This window comes from Clostridium beijerinckii HUN142, assembly GCF_000621745.1.
Classification (GTDB): domain Bacteria; phylum Bacillota; class Clostridia; order Clostridiales; family Clostridiaceae; genus Clostridium; species Clostridium beijerinckii_A.
This window is the reverse complement of sequence record NZ_JHXK01000005.1, coordinates 359506-381991: the sequence shown is the minus strand read 5'-3', so window position 1 is coordinate 381991 and position 22486 is coordinate 359506. Positions and strand designations below refer to the sequence as shown.

Genomic DNA, 22486 nt, shown 5'->3' with positions numbered 1-22486 from the left:
ATAAAGTAAATATCTGATAATTATAATATTTTAGATTTATGGACAGTATTAAAAACATAAGTGAGTATTCAAAATAAATAGCATAATTTATTGACTTAATACTTAAGGAAAAGTAAAATATACATATGATACGAATGTCTGTTCGGATTGGAGGTAATACAATGGGAGAATTTAAAATACACTCAAGATTTAAACCTACGGGGGATCAACCGCAAGCAATCGATAAATTAGTTAATTCAATAAAAAACAATAATAGATGTCAAACTTTGCTTGGAGTAACAGGTTCAGGAAAAACATTTACTATGGCAAATATTATAGAAAAATTACAAAGACCTACTATAATCTTAGCGCATAATAAAACTTTAGCAGCACAATTATGCTCGGAATTTAAAGAGTTTTTTCCTGATAATATAGTGGAATACTTTGTATCTTATTATGACTATTATCAACCGGAAGCATATGTGCCTCAAACAGATACATTTATAGAAAAAGATGCATCAATAAATGATGAAATAGATAAATTAAGGCATTCAGCCACTTCAGCTCTTTTTGAAAGAAGGGATGTAATAATTGTTGCCTCTGTTTCTTGCATATACGGTCTAGGTAATCCAGATGAATATAAAAAGTTGACTATAAGTCTTAGAACTGGAATGGAAAAAGAGAGAGATGAAGTTATAAAGAAGCTTATAGAAATTCAATATGAAAGAAATGATATAGACTTTTCAAGAGGAACCTTTAGAGTTAGAGGAGATTCCCTAGATATAATTCCTGCATCGTATTCAAATAAAGGGATTAGAATTGAATTTTTCGGAGATGAAATTGATAGAATAAGAGAATTTGACGTATTAACAGGAAGCATTTTAGGAGAAAGAAATCATGTAGCTATAACTCCTGCATCTCACTTTGCCACATCTAGAGAAACTGTTGATAAAGCAATTGGTATAATTGAAGGGGAATTAGAGGAGAGGCTAAGAGAACTTAATGCTCAGGATAAACTTTTAGAAGCTCAAAGGTTAAGGCAAAGAACTAACTTTGATATTGAGATGATAAAAGAAATGGGATATTGTAGTGGGATTGAGAACTATTCTAGAATATTAGATGGCAGGGCTTCAGGAACGCCACCTAAAACATTAATAGATTATTTTCCTGAAGATTTTCTTATGTTTATAGATGAAAGTCATGTAACATTGCCTCAAGTTAGAGCAATGTATGCAGGAGATAGATCAAGAAAAAATACATTAGTAGATTATGGATTTAGGCTTCCTTGTGCCTATGATAATAGGCCACTAAAGTTTGAGGAATTTGAAAAGAAAGTTAATCAGGTAGTATTCGTAAGTGCTACTCCATCGGCTTATGAAATAGATAATTCTGAAGAAATTGCTGAACAAATTATAAGACCTACAGGTTTGTTAGATCCAGAAATTATTATAAGGCCGATTAAAGGGCAGATAGATGATTTGTATGGAGAAATTAATAAAACAATAGAATGTGGATTTAGAATATTGATAACAACATTAACTAAGCGTATGGCAGAAGATTTAACTAAATATTTAATAGAGCTTGGTGTTAAAACAACTTATATGCATTCAGATATTGATACTATAGAAAGAATGAAAATCATAAGAGATTTAAGACTTGGCGAATATGATGTACTTGTAGGAATAAATCTTTTAAGAGAAGGATTAGATATACCAGAAGTAGCTTTAGTTGCAATTTTAGATGCCGATAAAGAAGGCTTTTTAAGGTCAGAAACATCACTAATACAAACTATAGGAAGAGCAGCCAGAAATTCAGAAAGCAAGGTTATAATGTACGCTGACAATATAACAAAGTCTATGGATAAAGCGATGAAAGAAACCGAAAGAAGAAGAGCTCTGCAAAAAGAGCATAACGAAAGACATGGAATGGTACCTACAACAATAATTAAAGATGTAAGGGATATTATAGAGGCTACAAAGGTTGCAGAGGAAGTTGAAGAATATAAGACTGCGGATAAGAAAAAACTTACTAAGAAAGAAAAAGATAAGTTAATTAAAGATCTCACAGAAGAAATGCTTTTAGCGGCAAAAAATCTTCAATTCGAAAGAGCGGCTGAGCTTAGAGATATCATTAATGAAATTAAAGATAAGAAATAATGAGTAATAATGAATATGTAACATATTATATAAAATTACGAATTATGTATTGTCCATTAAGTAGGAGGTTAGTTTAATGAACGATAAGATAATAATAAAAGGTGCGAAAGTTAATAATTTAAAGAATGTCAGTTTAGAAATACCAAGAGATAAACTAGTTGTACTTACAGGATTATCAGGATCAGGTAAGTCCTCTTTGGCCTTTGATACATTATATGCTGAAGGGCAAAGAAGATATGTTGAATCTTTATCTTCTTACGCACGGCAATTTTTAGGACAAATGGATAAACCTAATGTGGAATATATAGAAGGATTATCACCTGCAATATCAATAGATCAAAAGACGACAAGTAAAAATCCAAGATCTACAGTTGGAACAATAACTGAAATATATGATTATTTAAGACTATTATATGCTAGAGTGGGAATTCCTCACTGTCCAAAATGCGGAAAGGAAATTACCAAACAATCTGTTGATCAAATTGTTGATCAAATTATGAGTTATGGAGATAGAACAAAACTTCAAGTGTTATCACCTGTAGTTAAGGGAAGAAAAGGAACTCATGAAAAGATATTAGAACATATAAAGAAGAGCGGATTTGTTAGAGCAAGAATAGATGGGGAAATTTATGACTTAACTGAAGAAGAAGTGAAGTTAGATAAAAATAAAAAGCATAATATTGAAGCTGTTATTGATAGAATTGTTATAAAGGAAGGTATCGAAGGAAGACTTACAGAATCTGTAGAAGCATCTTTAAAGATGGGTGAAGGATTAGTTATAATCAGCGTTATTGGAGGAGAAGAAACTCTATTTAGTGAGAACTTTGCTTGTCCGGATTGCGGAATAAGTATTGATGAGTTATCGCCTAGATTATTCTCATTTAATGCTCCATATGGAAAGTGCGATCATTGTGATGGACTTGGAAGTCTTATGGAGATAGATGAAAAGCTTGTTATACCTAATAGAGAATTAAGTGTTATGGAAGGAGCAATAGCAAGCTGGGGAAGTGGAAGACTAAAAGAAGATTCTTGGACATATGCAATACTTCAGGCATTAACTAAGGAGTTTGGATTGGATTTAAGCAGACCTATAAAAGATTTGGATAAAGAACATATCGATTTATTATTGTATGGAACAGATGGGAAAAAACTTAGAGTTGAATACGTGAAAGATGGGGTTAAAGCTACCTATAGTTATGCATTTGAAGGAGAAATCAATGCATTAAGCAGAAGGTACAGAGAGAGTAATTCAGATCTTATAAAGGGCGAAATAGAGCAATACATGAGTAATGATTCGTGTCCAAAATGTAAAGGAGCTAGATTAAAAAAGGAAGTGCTAGCAGTTACTGTTGGTGGAAAAAATATATATGAATTTACAAGTATGTCAATAAAAGAAGAACTTGAATTCATAAATGGAGTGGAGTTTTCAGAAAAAAATAAACTTATAAGTGAACAAATTATAAAAGAGATTAAAAATAGGCTGCAGTTTTTATTAGATGTTGGTTTAGACTATTTAAGCTTATCAAGAAATTCTGGAACATTATCAGGCGGAGAATCACAAAGAATAAGGCTTGCAACACAAATTGGTTCAGCACTTATGGGTGTTTTATATATATTAGATGAACCAAGTATTGGATTGCATCAAAGGGATAATGACAGGTTAATACATACTTTGAAAAATCTAAGGGATGTTGGAAATACAGTAGTTGTTGTAGAACACGATGAAGATACCATGAAGGAAGCAGATTACATTGTTGATATTGGACCGGGTGCGGGAGAACATGGCGGAGAAGTAGTTGTTGCTGGAACACTTAATGAAGTTAAAGCATGTGAAAAATCAATAACAGGTCAATATTTAACTGGTAGAAAGTCAATTCAGATCCCGGCGACTAGAAGGAAAGGTAATGGACAAAAAATAAAAATCGTAGGTGCTAAGGAAAATAACCTAAAGAATATAAATGTATCAATTCCACTTGGTACTTTAACTATGGTTACAGGAGTTTCTGGTTCTGGAAAAAGTACTTTAGTAAATGAAATACTCTATAAAGGTTTAAATAGATTAGTAAACAAGAGTAAAAATCCAGTAGGAAACCATAAAGAAATAATTGGATATGAAAATATAGATAAAATAATAGACATAAATCAAAGTCCGATTGGAAGAACACCACGTTCTAATCCAGCAACCTATACAGGTACGTTTGATATAATTAGAGAGCTCTTTTCACAGACTACGGAAGCTAAAATGAGAGGATATAAGCAAGGTAGATTTAGCTTTAATGTTAAAGGTGGAAGATGTGAAGCTTGTTCTGGAGATGGAATAATAAAAATAGAAATGCAATTTTTATCAGATGTTTATGTTCCATGTGAAGTATGTAAGGGAAAGAGGTATAATAGGGAAACTTTAGAAGTAAAGTATAAAGGCAAGAATATAGATGATACATTAAAAATGACAGTTGAAGAAGCGTTGAAATTCTTTGAAAATATACCTAGAATTGAGAATAAATTAAGGACATTAAATGATGTAGGACTTGGATATATTAGGTTAGGTCAGCCTTCAACTCAATTATCAGGAGGAGAAGCACAAAGAATTAAGTTGGCATATGAATTATCAAAGAGAAGCACAGGAAAAACTCTTTATATATTAGACGAACCAACAACAGGGTTACATGTAGATGATGTCAGCAGATTAATAGAAATACTTCAAAGTTTAGTGGAAACAGGAAATACTGTGGTTGTAATTGAACATAATCTAGATATGATAAAATGTGCAGACTATCTAATTGATTTAGGCCCAGAAGGTGGAGATAAGGGTGGTACAATTATAAAATATGGAACTCCAGAGGAACTATGCAAAGTTGAGGAATCTTATACAGGTAAGTATTTGAAAGATGTGCTTAGATAAAACTTATGGATATTAAGGAATAGGTACTCATATTTAGAGCTATAATATTAAGACCTATAATTGGTAATTATAATGCCCAACTTGTAAGATATATAAAACATAAAATTAAAAAATAAAGTTTTTATGAAGAAATTATATTGAAAATTGACAATTGGGGCATTATAGGACAGAATATGATAAGTAGATATTAAAATAATCTAGATGATATAATAATATATATTAATTAAGTGGCACTTTTGAATGTCATACTTACTTTTTTATTGTATAATCATTAGTAGGGTAAATGTAAATTACAACTTATAGATTTTTGAAAGTTATTTTACATATACAATGGATACAGGAATGAATATTGAGGTGAAAATATGAGTTTTTCGAGAATAATTGCTGGTTTTTTTGGAATTGTTTTTATTGTTATACTATATGTAATAATATACTATGCGCTAAAGATAATGTATAGGGATGTTAAAAATGGAGGAAAGAAAAGAAGGCCGCCTACAGCAAAAGGAAGTTATGGCTTAGAAATTATAAATTCTGGAAGTAGCAAAGATTTAAAGGATGGATCAATCATTCCTATAAGGTCAGATTTGACAATAGGAAGAAAAGATGATAATTCTATTGTATTATGTGATCAACATGTTTCAGGAAGTCATGCAAGAATTATCATAAGGAATAGTTCCTTATTTATAGAAGATTTAAATAGTACAAATGGTACTTACCTAAATAAAAATAAGATAAATGGTAAAGCAAAACTGTCTAATAAAGATGAGATAAAAATTGGTACAGCAGTTTTCAAGATTTTGATTTAGGATATTTTAATAAAGAGAATATTAAAAGTATTTCTATTGGAAAAAATTTAGGCTCAGCGGGAAGTATTATACAGCTATATTTTCCGCTGAGCTTTACAAAAGTATTTTTAGAAATCTAAATATCAAAGGAATAGCACGGTGGGGTGATATGGATTGAAGATAAAAAGAGATGAAATAAAACTATTACTGCTAACTTATTTGTTATGCATAGCACTTTTTACAAATTTAGCAATATTAAAAGATGATCTAGATAAAGGCGCTATATATATGGGACTGATAGTATGTGGCCTAATAACTGCTACACAAATATTAATACGGAAGTTTTATCCTCATGGGGATAAATTTTTGATTACATTTGCATGTATATTGTCAGTAATAGGTATAGCTGTACTATATAGATTGGATAGTGACATTGCTATTAAACAGTTAATGTATTTTGCAGCTGGAATAGTTATATTTATTGCTCTAGTAGTGATAATTCCAGATATAAGAGATTTTGTTAAGTACAAGAAGGTATATCTGATAGCAACTCTGATTATAATGCCTCTAGCATTGTTCGCACACCAAGAAGTTTATGGTGCAACCAACTGGATTAGAATTGGTGGATTTAGTATTCAACCATCGGAATTTGGTAAGATAACATTTGCTATATACTTAGCGGCAGCTTTACATGATTATGAAGACAAGAATAATATAATAGAAGATTTTAAACAACTTTGGCAACCTGCACTGGTTGTTGTATACTCATTAGGATGTTTGGTTGGGCAAAAGGATTTGGGATCCGCGCTAATATTTTTTGGTATTTCATTAACAATGTTATATGTTGCAACTGGAAAGAAAAAGTACGTAGTAATAACATTTATACTATTTGTGTTGGGATCTATTTTCGCATATAAACTGTTTCCGCATGTACAGCAAAGAGTATTAATATGGCGGGATCCGTGGAAGTATAAAGATACTACGGGATATCAGATAGTTCAAGGATTATATTCAATTTCTTCTGGTGGAATGTTTGGAAGTGGACTTGGTCAAGGCTATCCAGGGTTTATGCCAGTAAATACCTCAGACTTAATTTTTGCAGTAATTTGTGAGGAAATGGGTATGGTGTTTGGGCTTGGAATTATGATAATATATTTCTTATTTTTCTATAGGGGAATGAGAGCTTCGTTTAGAATTAAAGATAGATTTTCACAGCTTAACGCTATAGGGCTCAGCGCTATGATAGCTTGTCAGGTTCTAGTTATAATTGGAGGCGTGTTTGCAGTAATACCTTTGACAGGAATTACATTACCTCTTATTAGTGCTGGGGGATCATCAATAATAACTATGTTTTTTGCACTAGCAATACTTCAAAAGATATCGGAGGAGGGCTAAAAATTGAAAAATGTATCTAATAGTATAAAACAGGTAATGGTAGTTTTTTTATTTTGCTTTGTAGCTCTTATCTCATATATTGCATATTTTCAAGTCTTTTCAGCACCTAATATAGCTGAAAGTGAAGGTAATCAAAGGCTTTGGGCAAGAAGGAATGAAGTTTTAAGAGGAACTATATATGATAGAAATAAAAATCCGCTTACAACAAGTGCAAGAGTAGATGCTCTAACACAAAAAAGAACTTATGTTAACGGAGATTTATATGTTCATGCTCTAGGATATGTAGATCCAAGATATGGATTAACAGGATTAGAGGCAAACTACGATAATGAGTTAACTACATACAATAAGCTTACTAACAATATTTTAAATTTAGCCAAAGATTTTAGCGTGGATAAGTTAAAATCAATGTTTAATAATAGAAAAGAAGATGAGGTTAAAGTTGGTAATGGTGTTATAACTACATTAGATCCAACGCTTCAAAAAATAGCATACGATGCACTTGGAAGTAATAAGGGTGCAGTGGTAGCTTTAAATCCTAAAACAGGAGAAGTACTGGCTATGGTTTCTAAGCCAACATATAATCCAAATGATTTGGAAGGATCAATGAAAGCTTCTAATGAAGACAGCCCATTTATAAATAGAGCAGTATCAGGAAAATATCCGCCGGGATCAACATTTAAAACAGTAACTCTTAGTAGTGCATTAGAAAATATTCCGGGAGTTACAAATAGAACTTTTAATGATACAGGTAAAATAATCTTTAATGATAAACAATCATTGAGTAATGATAATGGAGAAGTTAATGGTGAAATAGATCTAAAAGATGCGTATAGATTATCAAGTAATTTTGTATTTGGTACATTGGCGATGGAACTAGGAAATGATAAGTTAAAAGCTACTGCGGAGAAGTTTGGTTTTAATAATACAGTAGAATCTGATGGATTTAAAATAGATCAGAGCCAATTTCCAAAGTTATCAAAAGCTGAAATTGGGAGCATAGCTCAATCAGGGATTGGTCAAAGTAGTATTTTAGCAACTCCTATGGAAATGGCGTTGGTTGCAAGTACAGTAGCTGATGATGGTAAGATGATGGAACCAAGACTTGTTAGTCAAGTGGTGGATAAGGACGGTAATGTAGTTAAGACAGTAGAAACAAAAGTGAATAAACAAGTTATAAGTTCAGCTAATGCTACAATAATAAAAGACTATATGAAAAATTTAGTCAACTCAAGAATTGACTCTACTTGGAGTTACTTTCAAGGAACTGATGCAGCGGGTAAGACTGGTACAGCTGACTACAATCTTGCTAATGGAGAAAGTGCTAAACCTCATTCTTGGTTTATTGGGCTTGCACCGGCAAGTAATCCTAAAATTGCAGTTGCTGTAATAGTTGAAAATGGAGGATATGGAGCGAGTGCAGCAGCACCGATAGCTGGAAAATTAATTAGGCAAGCAGTTATTGGAAATTAAAATTAAATATGTTAAATAAAAAGTGAATAGCTATAGGAGAACCATTAAAATTTCTTAAGATTACTAAATTGGAAATAGTAAAATGATTTTTCTTTAAACTCTTCACTTTTTAATTTTAATTTTTATCTTTAAATTCATAGAAAGGAGTGCTGGAATGTTTGATTTTAAAGCTCAATTAAAGATTTTGCCAAATGAACCAGGGGTTTATTTAATGAAAAACTCACTTGGAGAGATTATCTATGTAGGAAAAGCAAAAATATTAAAGAATAGAGTACGCCAATACTTTCAAAATTCTAAAAATCATTCGGAAAAAGTAAAAGCGATGGTTAAGAATATTGCCGAATTTGAATACATAGTAACAGATTCTGAAATGGAAGCTTTAATATTAGAATGTAATCTAATAAAAAAGTATAGCCCTAAATATAATATTTCATTAAAGGATGATAAATTTTATCCGTTTATAAAAATAACTACTAATGAAGATTTTCCTAGAGTTTTTATAACAAGAAATTATGCTAAGGATGGAAATAAGTATTTTGGACCATATCCAAATGCAGGAGATGTGCATGAAACAATAAATTTAATTAGAAGAATTTTTCCATTAAGAACTTGTAAAAGATCTATCATAGAAGGTGAAAAGACAACAAGAGCATGTTTAAATTACCATATAAAAAAATGCAATGCACCTTGTGAAGGACGTATTTCTAAAATTGAATACAAAAAAATGGTGGATGAAATAATGGAAGTTTTAAGTGGAAAGGATAGGAGTCTTTTAAATAAATTAAAAGAAGAAATGCAGAATGCATCAAGAAGTCTAGAATTTGAGAAAGCTGCATCTTTAAGAGACAAAATAGTTGCTATAGAAAATATAGCAGAAAAACAAAAGGTGTTTAAATCCCAAGAAAATGATGAAGACTTTATTAATATTTATAAAGATGAGAAGGACTGTTGCGTTCAAGTATTCTTTTTAAGAGATGGAAAAATAACTGGAAGAGAGCATTTTATGATTGAAAATAGTTCTCATGAAGAAGACACAACAATCATTTCACAATTTATAATTTCATTCTATGGAGGAACGCCAAAGGTTCCAAAGAATATATACATTCCAGAAAGTGATGAAATTGAAGCATTGGAGGAATTTTTAAGTATAAAGCGTGGTTCAAGGGTATTTGTTAAGGTACCAATAAAAGGTGAGAAAAAAGAGATGCTAGAGCTAGTTAAAAACAATGCAAAAGTCACTTTAGATCAATTTAAAGATAAGATTTTGAGAGACAAAGAAATAAATATGATTTCATTAAAAGAGATTCAAGAATTGTTAGAACTTGATACTATGCCACTTAGAATTGAGGCGTATGATATATCGAATATACAAGGAGTAGATTCTGTTGGGTCAATGATTGTATTTGAAGATGGTAAAGCTAAAAATAGTGATTATAGAAGATTTCGTATAAAAACAGTAAAAAGTGCTAATGATTATGATAGTATGAGAGAAATTCTGGAACGAAGGTTTACTCATGGATTAAAAGAGATTAGAGAGATTCAAAATAAGGAAATTAAGTTTTCTAGCGGGAAGTTTTCAAATTTTCCGGATTTAATTATGATGGATGGTGGAAAGGGCCAGGTAAATATAGCTCTTGAAGTATTAAATAAATTAGGAGTAAATATACCTGTATGTGGATTGGTTAAGGATGATTATCATGCAACTAGAGGGATAATTTATAATAATAATGAATTGATAATAAATAGAAATTCTAATTTGATGCAAATGATAAGAAGAATTCAGGATGAAGTTCATAGATTCGCAATTACTTACCATAGAAGTTTAAGAGATAAGAGAACACTTCATTCAATATTAGATGATATACCTAATATTGGACAGAAGAGAAGAATGTCTCTTCTAATGAAATTTGGAAGTATTGATAATATTAAAAAGGCTACATTAGATGAACTTCTTGAGGCAGAATCAATTGATACGAAGGCAGCAAATAGTATATTAGAGTATTTTAGAAATGCAAAATAAGATAAATTAGGTTGGGTGAGCTCAACCTAATTTTTAGTATTGGATCATTGTACCAATACTGTGTAATTAGAACGCATTATGTTATTTTTTGAATATATATTAAAAACATGAACAAAATAAATAAATTATGCTATAATAGTACGGAATAAAAATTTACTTGTCTTAGATTAATATTTGAATTATTCTATATCATGTAAACAAAAAGCAGATTAATATAAATGTTTGAGGAGTTTTGGCATGAAGCACTATGGAGAATATAAGAATTTGTTCAGCAAATTATACAAAGAGTCACAAATTCAATTAGATGCGAAAATGAGTGAACATATATACTTTAAAGTTGGAGGACCAGTAGACATACTTCTGACTCCAAACAGTATACAACAGGTAAAAGAAACTATCACTATTTGCAAAGAAAATAATATACCATTTTATGTAATAGGAAATGGGTCTAATATCTTAGTTAAAGATGGTGGTATTAGAGGTGTTGTTATAAAGTTATGCGAACTCAATAAAATAGAATGTATAGGTAATAAGGTTATTGCAGAATGTGGAGCATTACTTAAAGATGTTTCGAAGGCAGCTACAGAAGGGTCACTAGCAGGAGTTCAATTTGCTTGTGGTATTCCGGGTAGCGTAGGTGGAGCTGTATTTATGAATGCAGGAGCTTATGACGGAGAAATTTCATTTGTCATTGAAAGCGCAGAAGTACTAGATGATAATCAAGAAATTAGAATAATTCCTAAAGCAGAACTAAATTTAGGATATAGACAGTCTATAGTTATGCAAAAGGGATATATAGTATTACGTGCAACTTTTAATTTAGTTAATGGTGATAAAGAAAAGATTCAAGCTAGAGTTGATGAATTAACTAAAAGGAGAGAAGAAAGACAGCCGTTAGAGTACCCTTCAGCAGGTAGTACATTTAAAAGACCAGAGGGATATTTTGCAGGAAAATTAATTGAGGATGCTGGATTAAAAGGATTTACTATTGGCGGAGCGTGTGTCTCAGCAAAGCATGCTGGATTTGTTATTAATTATAATAATGGAACAGCTAAGGATGTATTAGGTGTAATATGTCATGTTAAGGACGAAGTGAAAAAACAATTTGGAGTAGATTTATATCCTGAAGTTAGAATTTGGGGTGAAGATTAAGCATTTTAGTAACTATAAAAATGAAAAATTATTATTTTTAGAACTATAAACAAAAATAGAAGCTATAGATGTTAAATATATCTATAAGTAAACACTAAATTATATAAAACTCAAGAGTTTAGAGACTTTTGGGTTTTTTATGATTTAATTATAATAGTATGATATAATTTTGATGTTAAGGCAAATTAAGAGTAATAGTTATGCCTAAAAAATATCTTTGGCAAAAGGGAGTGTGTAGTATGAGATTTGTTATTGTTACAGGATTATCAGGAGCAGGGAAGACACAAGCAACAAGAGCACTAGAAGATTTAGGATATTTTTGTGTTGATAACCTTCCACCAAAGTTAATCTCTAAGTTCGCAGAAGTATGCACGCAAAGTGGCGGAAATATTGAAAAAGTAGCATTAGTTATAGATATTAGAGGCGGAATTTTCTTTGATGACTTTTTTGAAGCTTTAAATTACTTAAGGAAAAACGAATTTAAATATGAAATATTGTTTTTAGAAGCAACTGATGAGGTACTTATTAAGAGATTCAAGGAGACAAGAAGAAGTCATCCGTTATCACCAGATGGAAGAGTTTTGACTGGGATTACGCAAGAAAGAGAAAAATTAAGAGAAGTTAAAAATATAGCCGATATTATTATTGATACATCTAAATATGAAATAAGGCATTTAAGAGAAAAAATAAATAAGAATTATGGAGATCATATCTATCCGGAAAAGCAATTATCAATTACAGTATTGAGCTTTGGATTTAAATATGGGATACCAGTAGATTCTGATTTGGTTTTTGATGTTAGATTTATACCAAATCCTTTTTATATACCGGAATTAAAACAGTATTCTGGTAATGATGAACCAGTTAAAGATTACGTTTTAAAGCAAGAGGAAACGGCGAATTTTATAGAAAAGTTAATAGACATGTTGAAATACTTAATACCTAATTATATAAAAGAAGGAAAAAGTCAGTTAATTATATCTATAGGATGCACAGGGGGAAGACATCGTTCTGTTGCAATAGCTAATGAAGTTTATGAGATATTAAATAGAGAAAATTATAATTCTAAAATAGAACATAGAGATGTAGCCGAAGATCTTCATAAAGGGGAAAAGAAACTATGAGGATAAAAGATTGGCTTAAGGCTGGGATTAAAGTAAAGCGATGGCTAGCGTTTGGGGTTTTTGGAATATTGTTAATATCATTTGGATTTACAGAGCTAGTCAATCATAGAGTTTACAATTTATATTACCAAGTTTTTTATGTATTTTTAAATATTACAGGAATATTTGTTTTATATATCTCAGTTACTGAAACAATGAAATCTATACTTGTATTGGTAAATAGAGGATACCTTAAAGTATCTTTAGATAGCAGAAAAATTGAAAGTCTAATATATGAAAAAAGATTATTAGTAAAAGGGCCTAAAATAGTCGTAATTGGTGGGGGAACTGGTTTGTCCACAATGCTTCGAGGATTGAAGTACTATACGTCAAATATAACTGCAATAGTTACGGTTGGAGATGATGGTGGAGGATCAGGAGATTTAAGAGAAGATTTGGGAATTTTACCTCCAGGGGATATAAGAAACTGTATTTTAGCATTGGCAGATACAGAGCCTATAATGGAGGATTTACTTCAATATAGATTTGCTGATGGGAGATTAAAAAATCAAAGCTTTGGAAATTTATTTCTAGCGGCTATGGATGGAATATCTGACAATTTTGAGGAAGCAGTTCAAAAAATGAGTTCGGTATTAGCTGTAACAGGTAAAGTTATACCTGTTACTTTGGATAATATGCAATTGGTTGCAAAACTACAAAATGGCAACATAGTAAAAGGAGAATCACAAATTCCAGAAGAGGCTATTGAACAAAAATCTAGAATAGAAGAATTGAAAATAGTTCCGGGGAATGCAAAAGCTCTTCCAGAGGCATTAGAGGCTATAAAAGAAGCAGATGCTATAGTAATGGGACCAGGTAGTTTGTATACAAGTATAACTTCTAATTTGCTTGTGAAAGATATTGCAAAAGAAGTTAGGAAGAGTAGTGCCATTAAAATATATATTTCTAATATAATGACTCAGCCTGGAGAGAGTACAGGGTTTAAAGTATCAGACCACTTAAAAGTTTTATTCAAATATGGTGGGAAAGATATTGTTGACTATGTAATTGCTAATACAGGAGAAATAACAGAGGAATTAAAGGAAAAATACCAAAAAGATGGTGCAGAACTTGTTAAATTAGATAGAGAAGATATTAATAGTTTAGGTGTAAAAATAGTTGGCGATGATTTAGTAAAAGTTAAAAATGGATTGGTAAAGCACGATTCAGATAAGTTGGCAGAAATATTAGTAGATACAATAATGGAAAAGAAACTTTTATATGATAAGAAAAAGATAATAGAATATATGTATTTATCGCAACGTATTAAAGAAAGAGTCAGAGAAGAAAAAGGAAAAGTAATTGATTAATTATAAATTATAAGAAAATTTATAGATAAGGAAGGAAACGGAATGTCATTTTCATCTAAAGTTAAAGGAGAAATATGCAGATATATAGATATTTCGAAGGAAGAGGCGTTGGCAGAAATATCAGCTATTATGAAGGTTAGTGGTACATTAGCTTTTAGTGGAAGTGGACTTAGTTTTAAAATGACCACAGAAAACCCAGCTAGTGCTAGATTGATTTTTACACTTTTAAAGGATCACTTTAATATACATTCAAAGTTAATGGTAAAGAAGAGTAACTCTTTAAAGAAGAATAATATTTATATGGTAGTGATTTCTGAAGAAATGGGTGTTAGGGGATTATTAAGCGACACTGGAATACTTAAAGAAATTGATGGAATAATGAGTTTGGATTATAGGATAGAGGAGTATATTTTTAAAGATGAAGGTATAAAAAGAGCATATATAAGAGGCGCGTTTATTGGTGGAGGAAGCATAAGTAACCCAGAGAAAACTTACCACCTAGAATTTGTAACGCATAGTGAAGAGTATGCAAAAGATCTATCGAATCTAATTAATACTTTCAGTTTAAATTCTAAGGTTATACAAAGAAAAAATAGTTTCATAGTATATATCAAAGAAGGAGAACAAATAGTAGATTTGCTTAATGTAATAGGAGCTCATTCATCACTTTTAGAGATTGAAAATATAAGAATAATGAAGGAAATGAGAAATAATGTAAACAGACTTGTTAATTGTGAGACAGCAAATCTTTCTAAAACAGTAAATGCAGCTGTGAGGCAGGTTGAAAGCATAAAACTTATACAATCACAGATTGGATTACAAAGATTACCAGATAACTTAAAAGAAATTGCAGAACTTAGATTAAATTATCCAGATGAATCACTGAAGGAATTAGGAGAAATGTTAGATCCTCCAGTAGGAAAGTCGGGAATAAATCATAGATTAAGAAAGATAGAAAAGATAGCAGAGGAATTAAGAACAAGCAGATAATTAAATTAAAGGGAGAGGATATTATGTTTACGCACATTGTATTATTTAAATTGAAAGAATCAACAACAGAAAATTTAAAATTTGTGGAAAAGACTTTATTATCTATGAATGGAATGATTAAAGAATTAAAGCAGCTAGAAGTGGGGATAGATGTAATAAAAAGCGATAGAAGTTATGATATTGGACTTATAACAAGATTTGATAATAAGGAAGATTATTTGTCATATGATGTGAATGAATTTCATGTTGAAAAAGTTAAAAAAGTTATAGGCCCATATATGGAAGGCAGTAAAACTTTAGATTTTTAAATAACGTATGGTTTAAGATTTATAGTTTAATTAGAAAAGTCCTAAAAAAACTATAAATTTTAAACTTTGAATTAATTGTTAATTTAAAGAGGAGGTGAGGATGATGGAAGAAAAACAATTTTGTCATTTACATTTGCATACAGAATATAGCTTGCTTGATGGATCGGGAAAAATAGGAAAGCTCATGAAGAAATCAAAAGAATTAGGTATGAAGAGTATTGCTATTACTGACCATGGAGTTTTATATGGGCTTGTAGATTTTTATAAGGCGGCAAAGGAAAATGATATAAAACCTATTTTAGGATGCGAAGTTTATGTTGTACCAAAGTCTAGACATATAAAACAACCAGATAAAGAAAATTCAACTTATCATTTAGTCTTATTAGTAAAGAATCAAATTGGATATGAAAATCTAATGAAAATAGTATCAGTTGCATCTATTGAAGGATTCTATTATAAGCCAAGAATAGATTATGAATATTTGAAGAAACATAGTGAAGGGTTAATTGCTTTGAGTGCATGTTTAGGAGGTGAAGTACAATCTTACCATCTTAAAGGTAATTATGAGAAAGCAAAAGAGACAGCTTTAATATATAAAGAAATTTTTAATGGTGATTTTTATATTGAGTTACAAAATCATGGAATGGAAGAACAAAAGAGAGTAAATGAAGAAAATATAAAACTATCTAATGAAACTGGCATACCATTAGTTGCCACTAATGATGTTCACTACATAAGTAAGGAAGATTCTAGGTCACATGACGTACTAATGTGTATACAAACAGCTAAAACCATTGATGATCCTCATAGAAGAAGATATCCGTCAGATCAATTTTATTTAAAATCAGCAGATGAAATGTGGGATTTGTTTTCCTATGTTCCTGAGGCTTTAGAAAATACTATTAAGATAGCAGATGAGTGTAACTATGAATATAAGTTTCACGAATCTAAACTGCCTAAATTTCCGTTAGAAGACAACCAAGATCCGTATGAGTATCTTAGAGATACTTGTTATAAAGGTCTCATAGATAGATATAGTGTATTTGAGAACCTTAAAAATCAAAGTTTGGACTATAGTAAAATTGAAAAAGTAGTAGCAAACTATGAAGAAGCTAGAGAATATGTTGATAGATTAGAATATGAACTTCAAGTCATAAAGCAAATGGGATATATTGATTACTTTTTGATTGTATGGGATTTTGTTAGATTTTCGTATGAAAGTGGAATACCTACGGGTCCAGGGAGAGGATCTGCAGCAGGTTCAATAGTGGCATATACGTTAGGAATTACCAAAATAGATCCAATTAAATATAATTTGATTTTTGAGCGTTTCTTAAATCCAGAAAGAGTATCTATGCCTGATATAGATAGTGATTTTTGCTATGAAAGAAGACAAGAGGTTATTGATTATGTCGTTGAGAAATATGGAGCAAGCAACGTTTCGCAGATAATAACATTTGGTACAATGGCAGCCAGATTATGTATAAGAGATGTTGGAAGAGCCATGAATTATAGTTATGCAGAAGTTGATAGGATAGCTAAGATGATACCAACAATGTTAGGAATAACTATAGAGAAGGCGTTAGATTTAAATCCGGAGCTTAAATTGGCTTATGATACTGATGAAAGAGTAAAAGCGTTAATAGACGTTTCAAAGGATTTAGAAGGACTACCAAGGCACTCTTCTACCCATGCAGCGGGTGTGGTTATAGCATCGAAACCATTAGTTGAATATGTTCCATTGCAGAAAAATGATGAGATGATTGTAACTCAATTTGGAATGAACACACTAGAAGAGCTTGGATTGCTTAAAATGGACTTCTTAGGGCTTAGAACATTAACTGTTATGAATGATGCTGTTAAAATGATTAAAGAAAATAGAGGAGTAGATATAGACTTAGACAAGATAGATTTTGAAGATGAAGAAGTTTATAATATGATTGGAGAAGGTAATACAGCAGGAGTATTCCAATTGGAATCACCAGGAATGACTTCATTTATGAAAGAATTAAAGCCTGATTCCTTTGAAGACATAATTGCAGGAATCTCTTTATACAGACCTGGTCCAATGGCTGAGATACCAAGATACATAGAGGGAAAGAGAAATCCAGAAAAGGCTACTTATCTAACCAAAGAGTTAGAACCAATATTAAAAGTAACTTATGGGTGTTTAGTATATCAAGAACAAGTAATGCAGGCTGTTAGAGACTTGGCAGGATATTCTATGGGGCGAAGTGACATGGTTAGAAGAGCTATGTCAAAGAAAAAACATAAGGTCATGGAGGAAGAAAGAAAAAATTTCATTTATGGTATTGTTGAAAATGATGAGATAATAGTGCCAGGATGTGTGAGAAATGGAATTTCAGAAGAGATAGCTAATAAAATTTTTGATTCCATGATGGACTTTGCTTCTTATGCGTTTAACAAATCACATGCAGCAGCATATGCAGTTGTTGGATATCAAACAGCATATCTTATGAAGTATTATCCAGTAGAGATGATTGCAGCAATGCTTAATTCAATAATGGGGATTAGTGAAAAAGTAGCATACTACATCGGTATAGCAGAAGAGCTTGGAATACAAGTTTTACCACCTAATATAAATGAAAGCTTTTCTAAATTCACTGTTAAAGATAATAAAATTAGATTTGGATTAGCAGCAATAAAGAATGTTGGAACCAATGTTGTAGCAAGTATAGTGAAGGCAAGAGCTGAAAAAGGCAAATTTGAATTATTGGTGGATTTTATAAATAAAATGGAGCCATCATCAATAAATAAGCGTGCTATTGAATGCTTAATAAAAGCTGGAGCTTTAGATGACTTTAATGTTTTTAGATCTAAGATGTTAGCTGTTCACGAGAAATTAATTGATAATATATCTAGTGATAAGAGAAGAAATATTGATGGACAAATAAGCTTATTTGCAAGTGAAGAATTAAAAAATCCAGAAGTTAGTTACCCTAATATTAAAGAATTTAATAAACGTAACTTATTGGCTATGGAAAAAGAAATGACCGGACTTTACATTACGGGACATCCCCTCGATGACTATGCTCAAAGTCTGAAAATGCAGACTACAAATGAGATTTCTAAAATATTTCTAATGAATGAAACGTTAGATGACTCTCTTGAGAGTGATATTGGTGAAATTAATATGTTTAATAAGGAAGATACATTACAGGATAATGATAGAGTAATTCTTGGAGGAATACTTGCTAATGTCAACCAAAAGGTAACAAGAAATAATTCTATAATGGCATTCCTAAAACTTGAAGACCTAACTGGAACGATTGAGGTAATAGTTTTCCCTAAAACTTTGGAGAAAGTAAAAGAATTATGTGTAACAGATAGTTTAGTAATAGTTAAAGGTAGACTAAGTTTGAAAGAAGATGAACCGCCAAAACTTATTTGCGAAAGTATAGAACCTCTAGAGAAAGTCAATACTTCAAAGGTATATTTAAGAGTTGATGATAAGGTGGCAGCAACAGTTCTGAGTAAAAGATTAAAAGAATTATTGATAAAAGAATATATGGGAGATACTCCTATTTATATATTTGAGAGTAAAGGAAGACAAAAATTTAGGGTGCCGAGAGATAGGTGGATTTCCTTAGAAAGCGATGCTATGAACTTACTGAGACAAACTTTAGGAGAAGAGAATGTTAAAGTATTAGATTCATAATTAGAAACAAGATGTGATTGAAAATTTAGTAAATATATAAATGAAAAATATTACAAAAATTAATATCACAAAAATTATATTATTTTATATAAATTTATCGATTATTGGTTATAATAGAGAAGACAAATTACGTTCATTGTTTTATAACACTAAAACTATTATGAAAATGCAGTTAGTGTCCTTGTTATAAATAAAGATAGCTTATATGAAAAATATGATATTTAGCGGTATATAGTCATAAATTCAGTAAAATAATTTTCAAATTATTTGTATTGTGAAATTTTTCATAAAATTTAGACATTTATTTTAGAATAATATCAGAAAATGGTTAAATATCATTGATAATTGGTTCAAATTTATGTACAATAATTCTTGATTAATAAATTATGGTTATATTATGTACACAAGGGTCCTTGAAGGTCCCTTTGCGGTATTTTAAGGAGGAAATATATATTATGAAAAAGATAGCTGTGTTAACAAGTGGTGGAGATGCACCAGGCATGAATGCTGCAATTAGAGCAGTAGTAAGAACTGCGCTTCATAACGGAATTGAAGTTATGGGAGTACAAAGAGGTTATAGTGGACTTATCAATGGAGAATTATTCAGCATGGATAGAAATTCAGTATCTGATATAATCCAAAGAGGTGGAACAATTTTAAGAACTGCTAGATGTCCTGAATTCAAGAATGAAGAAGTAAGAAAAAAGGCTGCAAAAATATTACAAGCTTATGGTGTGGAAGCTTTAGTAGTTATAGGTGGAGATGGTTCATTTATGGGTGCAAAGTTATTATCAAAGCTTGGGATTAAAACAATAGGATTACCAGGAACAATAGATAACGATTTAGCTTATACAGATTTTACTTTAGGATTTGATACAGCGTTAAATACAGTTGTAGATGCTATAAATAAAATCAGAGATACTTCAACTTCTCATGAAAGAGTTTCAATTGTAGAAGTTATGGGTAGAGACTGTGGAGATTTATCTTTATATGCAGGTATCTGTGGAGGCGCAGAAGCAATTATAATTCCAGAAATGGAGTTTGATAAAGATGCACTTTGTAGAACTATCTTAGAAGGTAAGAATAAAGGAAAAATGCATAATCTAATAATGCTTGCAGAAGGAATTGGAGGAGCATTTGAACTTGCAAAGTACGTTGAAGAAGTAACTGGAATTGAAGCAAGAGCAACAATCTTAGGTCATATTCAAAGAGGTGGAAGTCCTAGTGCTACAGATAGAGTTTTAGCTTCAAGAATGGGAGCAAAGGCTATAGAAGTATTATTAAAAGGTGGAACTTCAAGAGTAATAGGAATTAGAGATAATAAAATAATAGATCAAGATATAGATGAAGCTCTTGATATGGAAAGTAAATTTGATAAAGAGCTATATGATATCGCTCAAGTATTATCATAATAATTTAGCTTATAGTTTATTTATATAAATTTTATAAATAAGGTACAATCGAGAAAATAATAGATCAGCATGTATATCTATGTTGCATCTTTGGACTATTATTTTATTTAATGTGCCTAATAGAAGAAAGAGGAGTGTTAGTTTAATGAGAAAAACTAAAATGATTTGTACTATTGGCCCTGCAAGTGAAGATATGGAAATATTAGAAAAAGTCGTTCTTTCAGGAATGAATGCTTCAAGACATAACTTTTCACATGGAGACCACGAAGAACATGGTGGAAGAATTAAGAAAGTTAAAGAACTATCAAAAAAGTTAAATAGAGAAATTGCAATAATTCTTGATACAAAAGGACCAGAAATCAGAACTGGTAAATTTGAACCAAAGAAAGTTGAATTAGCTAAGGGTTCTGAATTTACAGTATATGCTGGAGATATGGATGTAGTTGGTGACACTACTAAGTGTTCAGTTACATATGCAGGGTTAGCAAATGATGTTAAGCCAGGAAATACTATCTTAATAGATGATGGTTTAGTAGGATTAACTGTTAAATCTGTTGAAGGAAATGCTATTAAGTGTGAAGTTCAAAACACTGGATTCGTTGGAACTCATAAGGGAGTTAATGTACCAGGAGTGTCAATTCAATTACCAGCTCTTACTGAAAAAGATAAATCAGATTTAATTTTTGGTTGTGAAGTTGGAGTTACTATGATAGCTGCTTCATTCATAAGAAAAGCATCTGATGTAAAGACTATCAGAGAAATACTTGATGCAAATGGTGGAGAAAGAATCCTTATTTGTTCGAAAATTGAAAACCAAGAAGGTGTTGACAACTTAGACGAAATCTTAGAAGCTTCAGACCTTATAATGGTAGCTAGAGGAGATCTTGGTGTTGAAATTCCAATAGAACAAGTTCCAGCAGTTCAAAAGATGATCATCAAGAAGTGTAAAGCAGTTGGTAAGCCAGTTGTAACTGCAACTCAAATGTTAGATTCTATGATGAGAAATCCAAGACCAACTAGAGCAGAAGTTTCAGACGTTGCTAATGCTATATTAGATGGTACTGATGCAATTATGTTATCAGGAGAAAGTGCTAATGGAGATTACCCAGTAGAAGCTGTAGCTACAATGGCTAAGATTGCTGAAGAAACTGAAAAATCTTTAGAATACAAAGTAGCAATATCTCAAGCTAAATCACATATTCCAGCTATTGCAGGAGTTATTTCAAGAGCAGCTAGTAATGCAGCTAACGAATTAGAAGCTACTGCTATAATAACTTCAACTCAAACTGGTGCAACTGCTAAGAGAATTTCTCAATGTAGACCAGAATGCCCAATTATAGCTGTTACTCCAGATCCAATAGTTGCTAGACAATTAGCATTCTCATGGGGAGTATATCCAGTAGTTGCTAGCAAGATGGAATCAACTGACGAAATGTTAGAAAAATCAGTTGAAATAGCTAGAAATAATGAATTTGTTAAAGCAGGAGATATAGTTGTATTAGCAGCTGGAGTACCTGTAGACCAAGTTGGCGCAACAAACCTTTTAAAAATTAGCGAAGTAAAATAATATTTGAAACATAATTTTTTTAATATATATAATGAGGACTTTGGTAAGAATCTTACCAAAGTTCCTTTTTTGTTCTTTAGGAATCTATATTGGATTTAAATCTGTAGATAGCTTATATGACAGGTTATTTAAGTAAGTAAAAACTAAAAGAATAAAAAATAAATCTATTTGGCGACCAAATTTTTATCACATGCA

The 22486-nt window shown here is 31.1% G+C and carries 14 protein-coding genes; all 14 read left to right on the top strand.

What is annotated here, in order from left to right:
• The first annotated feature begins 161 nt into the window (after positions 1-161).
• The 14 genes from uvrB (at position 162) to pyk (ending at position 22291) form a co-directional block, all read left to right on the top strand.
• A complete protein-coding gene (uvrB, locus tag T483_RS0101470) occupies positions 162-2135 on the top strand; it encodes an excinuclease ABC subunit UvrB (RefSeq protein WP_026885222.1) in 1974 nt (657 codons plus the stop codon).
• 76 nt (positions 2136-2211) lie between these two features.
• Positions 2212-5037 carry an excinuclease ABC subunit UvrA gene (gene uvrA, locus T483_RS0101465; RefSeq protein ID WP_026885221.1) on the top strand — a complete coding sequence of 942 codons (2826 nt, stop codon included), beginning with the start codon at positions 2212-2214 and terminating at the stop codon, positions 5035-5037.
• A 362-nt stretch (positions 5038-5399) separates the two neighbouring features.
• On the top strand, positions 5400-5843 hold the full coding sequence (locus T483_RS0101460; RefSeq protein WP_026885220.1) for an FHA domain-containing protein: 444 nt from the start codon (positions 5400-5402) through the stop codon (positions 5841-5843).
• A 153-nt stretch (positions 5844-5996) separates the two neighbouring features.
• Positions 5997-7217, top strand: a complete 1221-nt coding sequence (locus tag T483_RS0101455) for an FtsW/RodA/SpoVE family cell cycle protein (protein WP_026885219.1) — start codon at positions 5997-5999, stop codon at positions 7215-7217.
• A 3-nt stretch (positions 7218-7220) separates the two neighbouring features.
• The gene (locus T483_RS0101450) at positions 7221-8690 is read left to right on the top strand and encodes a peptidoglycan D,D-transpeptidase FtsI family protein (protein ID WP_026885218.1); all 1470 of its coding nucleotides are present in this window, start codon (positions 7221-7223) and stop codon (positions 8688-8690) included.
• Positions 8691-8844: 154 nt separating this feature from the next.
• Complete coding sequence (uvrC, locus tag T483_RS0101445; RefSeq protein ID WP_026885217.1) at positions 8845-10710, top strand: excinuclease ABC subunit UvrC; 1866 nt, start codon at positions 8845-8847, stop codon at positions 10708-10710.
• Positions 10711-10947: 237 nt separating this feature from the next.
• Positions 10948-11862 (top strand): UDP-N-acetylmuramate dehydrogenase, encoded by a 915-nt coding sequence (murB, locus tag T483_RS0101440; protein ID WP_026885216.1) that lies wholly within the window; start codon positions 10948-10950, stop codon positions 11860-11862.
• Positions 11863-12101: 239 nt separating this feature from the next.
• The gene (gene rapZ, locus T483_RS0101435) at positions 12102-12986 is read left to right on the top strand and encodes an RNase adapter RapZ (RefSeq protein WP_026885215.1); all 885 of its coding nucleotides are present in this window, start codon (positions 12102-12104) and stop codon (positions 12984-12986) included.
• Positions 12983-14335 carry a gluconeogenesis factor YvcK family protein gene (locus T483_RS0101430; RefSeq protein ID WP_026885214.1) on the top strand — a complete coding sequence of 451 codons (1353 nt, stop codon included), beginning with the start codon at positions 12983-12985 and terminating at the stop codon, positions 14333-14335. Before rapZ ends, T483_RS0101430 begins: the two co-directional genes overlap by 4 nt.
• A gap of 42 nt (positions 14336-14377) precedes the next feature.
• The gene (whiA, locus tag T483_RS0101425) at positions 14378-15325 is read left to right on the top strand and encodes a DNA-binding protein WhiA (RefSeq protein WP_026885213.1); all 948 of its coding nucleotides are present in this window, start codon (positions 14378-14380) and stop codon (positions 15323-15325) included.
• A 23-nt stretch (positions 15326-15348) separates the two neighbouring features.
• Positions 15349-15633 carry a Dabb family protein gene (locus T483_RS0101420; protein WP_026885212.1) on the top strand — a complete coding sequence of 95 codons (285 nt, stop codon included), beginning with the start codon at positions 15349-15351 and terminating at the stop codon, positions 15631-15633.
• A gap of 103 nt (positions 15634-15736) precedes the next feature.
• Positions 15737-19312, top strand: coding sequence for a DNA polymerase III subunit alpha (locus T483_RS0101415; RefSeq protein WP_026885211.1), 3576 nt, complete (start codon positions 15737-15739; stop codon positions 19310-19312).
• A 455-nt stretch (positions 19313-19767) separates the two neighbouring features.
• Positions 19768-20724: a 6-phosphofructokinase gene (gene pfkA, locus T483_RS0101410; protein WP_026885210.1), complete on the top strand. Its 957-nt coding sequence runs from the start codon at positions 19768-19770 to the stop codon at positions 20722-20724.
• 145 nt (positions 20725-20869) lie between these two features.
• Positions 20870-22291 (top strand): pyruvate kinase, encoded by a 1422-nt coding sequence (pyk, locus tag T483_RS0101405; protein WP_026885209.1) that lies wholly within the window; start codon positions 20870-20872, stop codon positions 22289-22291.
• Positions 22292-22486: the final 195 nt, after the last annotated feature.

Bases quoted from the DNA above. Each gene is read 5' to 3' on its own strand.
- uvrB (WP_026885222.1), top strand. From the start codon at position 162: ATGGGAGAATTTAAAATACACTCAAGATTTAAACCTACGGGGGATCAA.
- uvrA (WP_026885221.1), top strand. From the start codon at position 2,212: ATGAACGATAAGATAATAATAAAAGGTGCGAAAGTTAATAATTTAAAG.
- T483_RS0101460 (WP_026885220.1), top strand. From the start codon at position 5,400: ATGAGTTTTTCGAGAATAATTGCTGGTTTTTTTGGAATTGTTTTTATT.
- uvrC (WP_026885217.1), top strand. From the start codon at position 8,845: ATGTTTGATTTTAAAGCTCAATTAAAGATTTTGCCAAATGAACCAGGG.
- murB (WP_026885216.1), top strand. From the start codon at position 10,948: ATGAAGCACTATGGAGAATATAAGAATTTGTTCAGCAAATTATACAAA.
- rapZ (WP_026885215.1), top strand. From the start codon at position 12,102: ATGAGATTTGTTATTGTTACAGGATTATCAGGAGCAGGGAAGACACAA.
- T483_RS0101430 (WP_026885214.1), top strand. From the start codon at position 12,983: ATGAGGATAAAAGATTGGCTTAAGGCTGGGATTAAAGTAAAGCGATGG.
- whiA (WP_026885213.1), top strand. From the start codon at position 14,378: ATGTCATTTTCATCTAAAGTTAAAGGAGAAATATGCAGATATATAGAT.
- T483_RS0101420 (WP_026885212.1), top strand. From the start codon at position 15,349: ATGTTTACGCACATTGTATTATTTAAATTGAAAGAATCAACAACAGAA.
- T483_RS0101415 (WP_026885211.1), top strand. From the start codon at position 15,737: ATGGAAGAAAAACAATTTTGTCATTTACATTTGCATACAGAATATAGC.
- pfkA (WP_026885210.1), top strand. From the start codon at position 19,768: ATGAAAAAGATAGCTGTGTTAACAAGTGGTGGAGATGCACCAGGCATG.
- pyk (WP_026885209.1), top strand. From the start codon at position 20,870: ATGAGAAAAACTAAAATGATTTGTACTATTGGCCCTGCAAGTGAAGAT.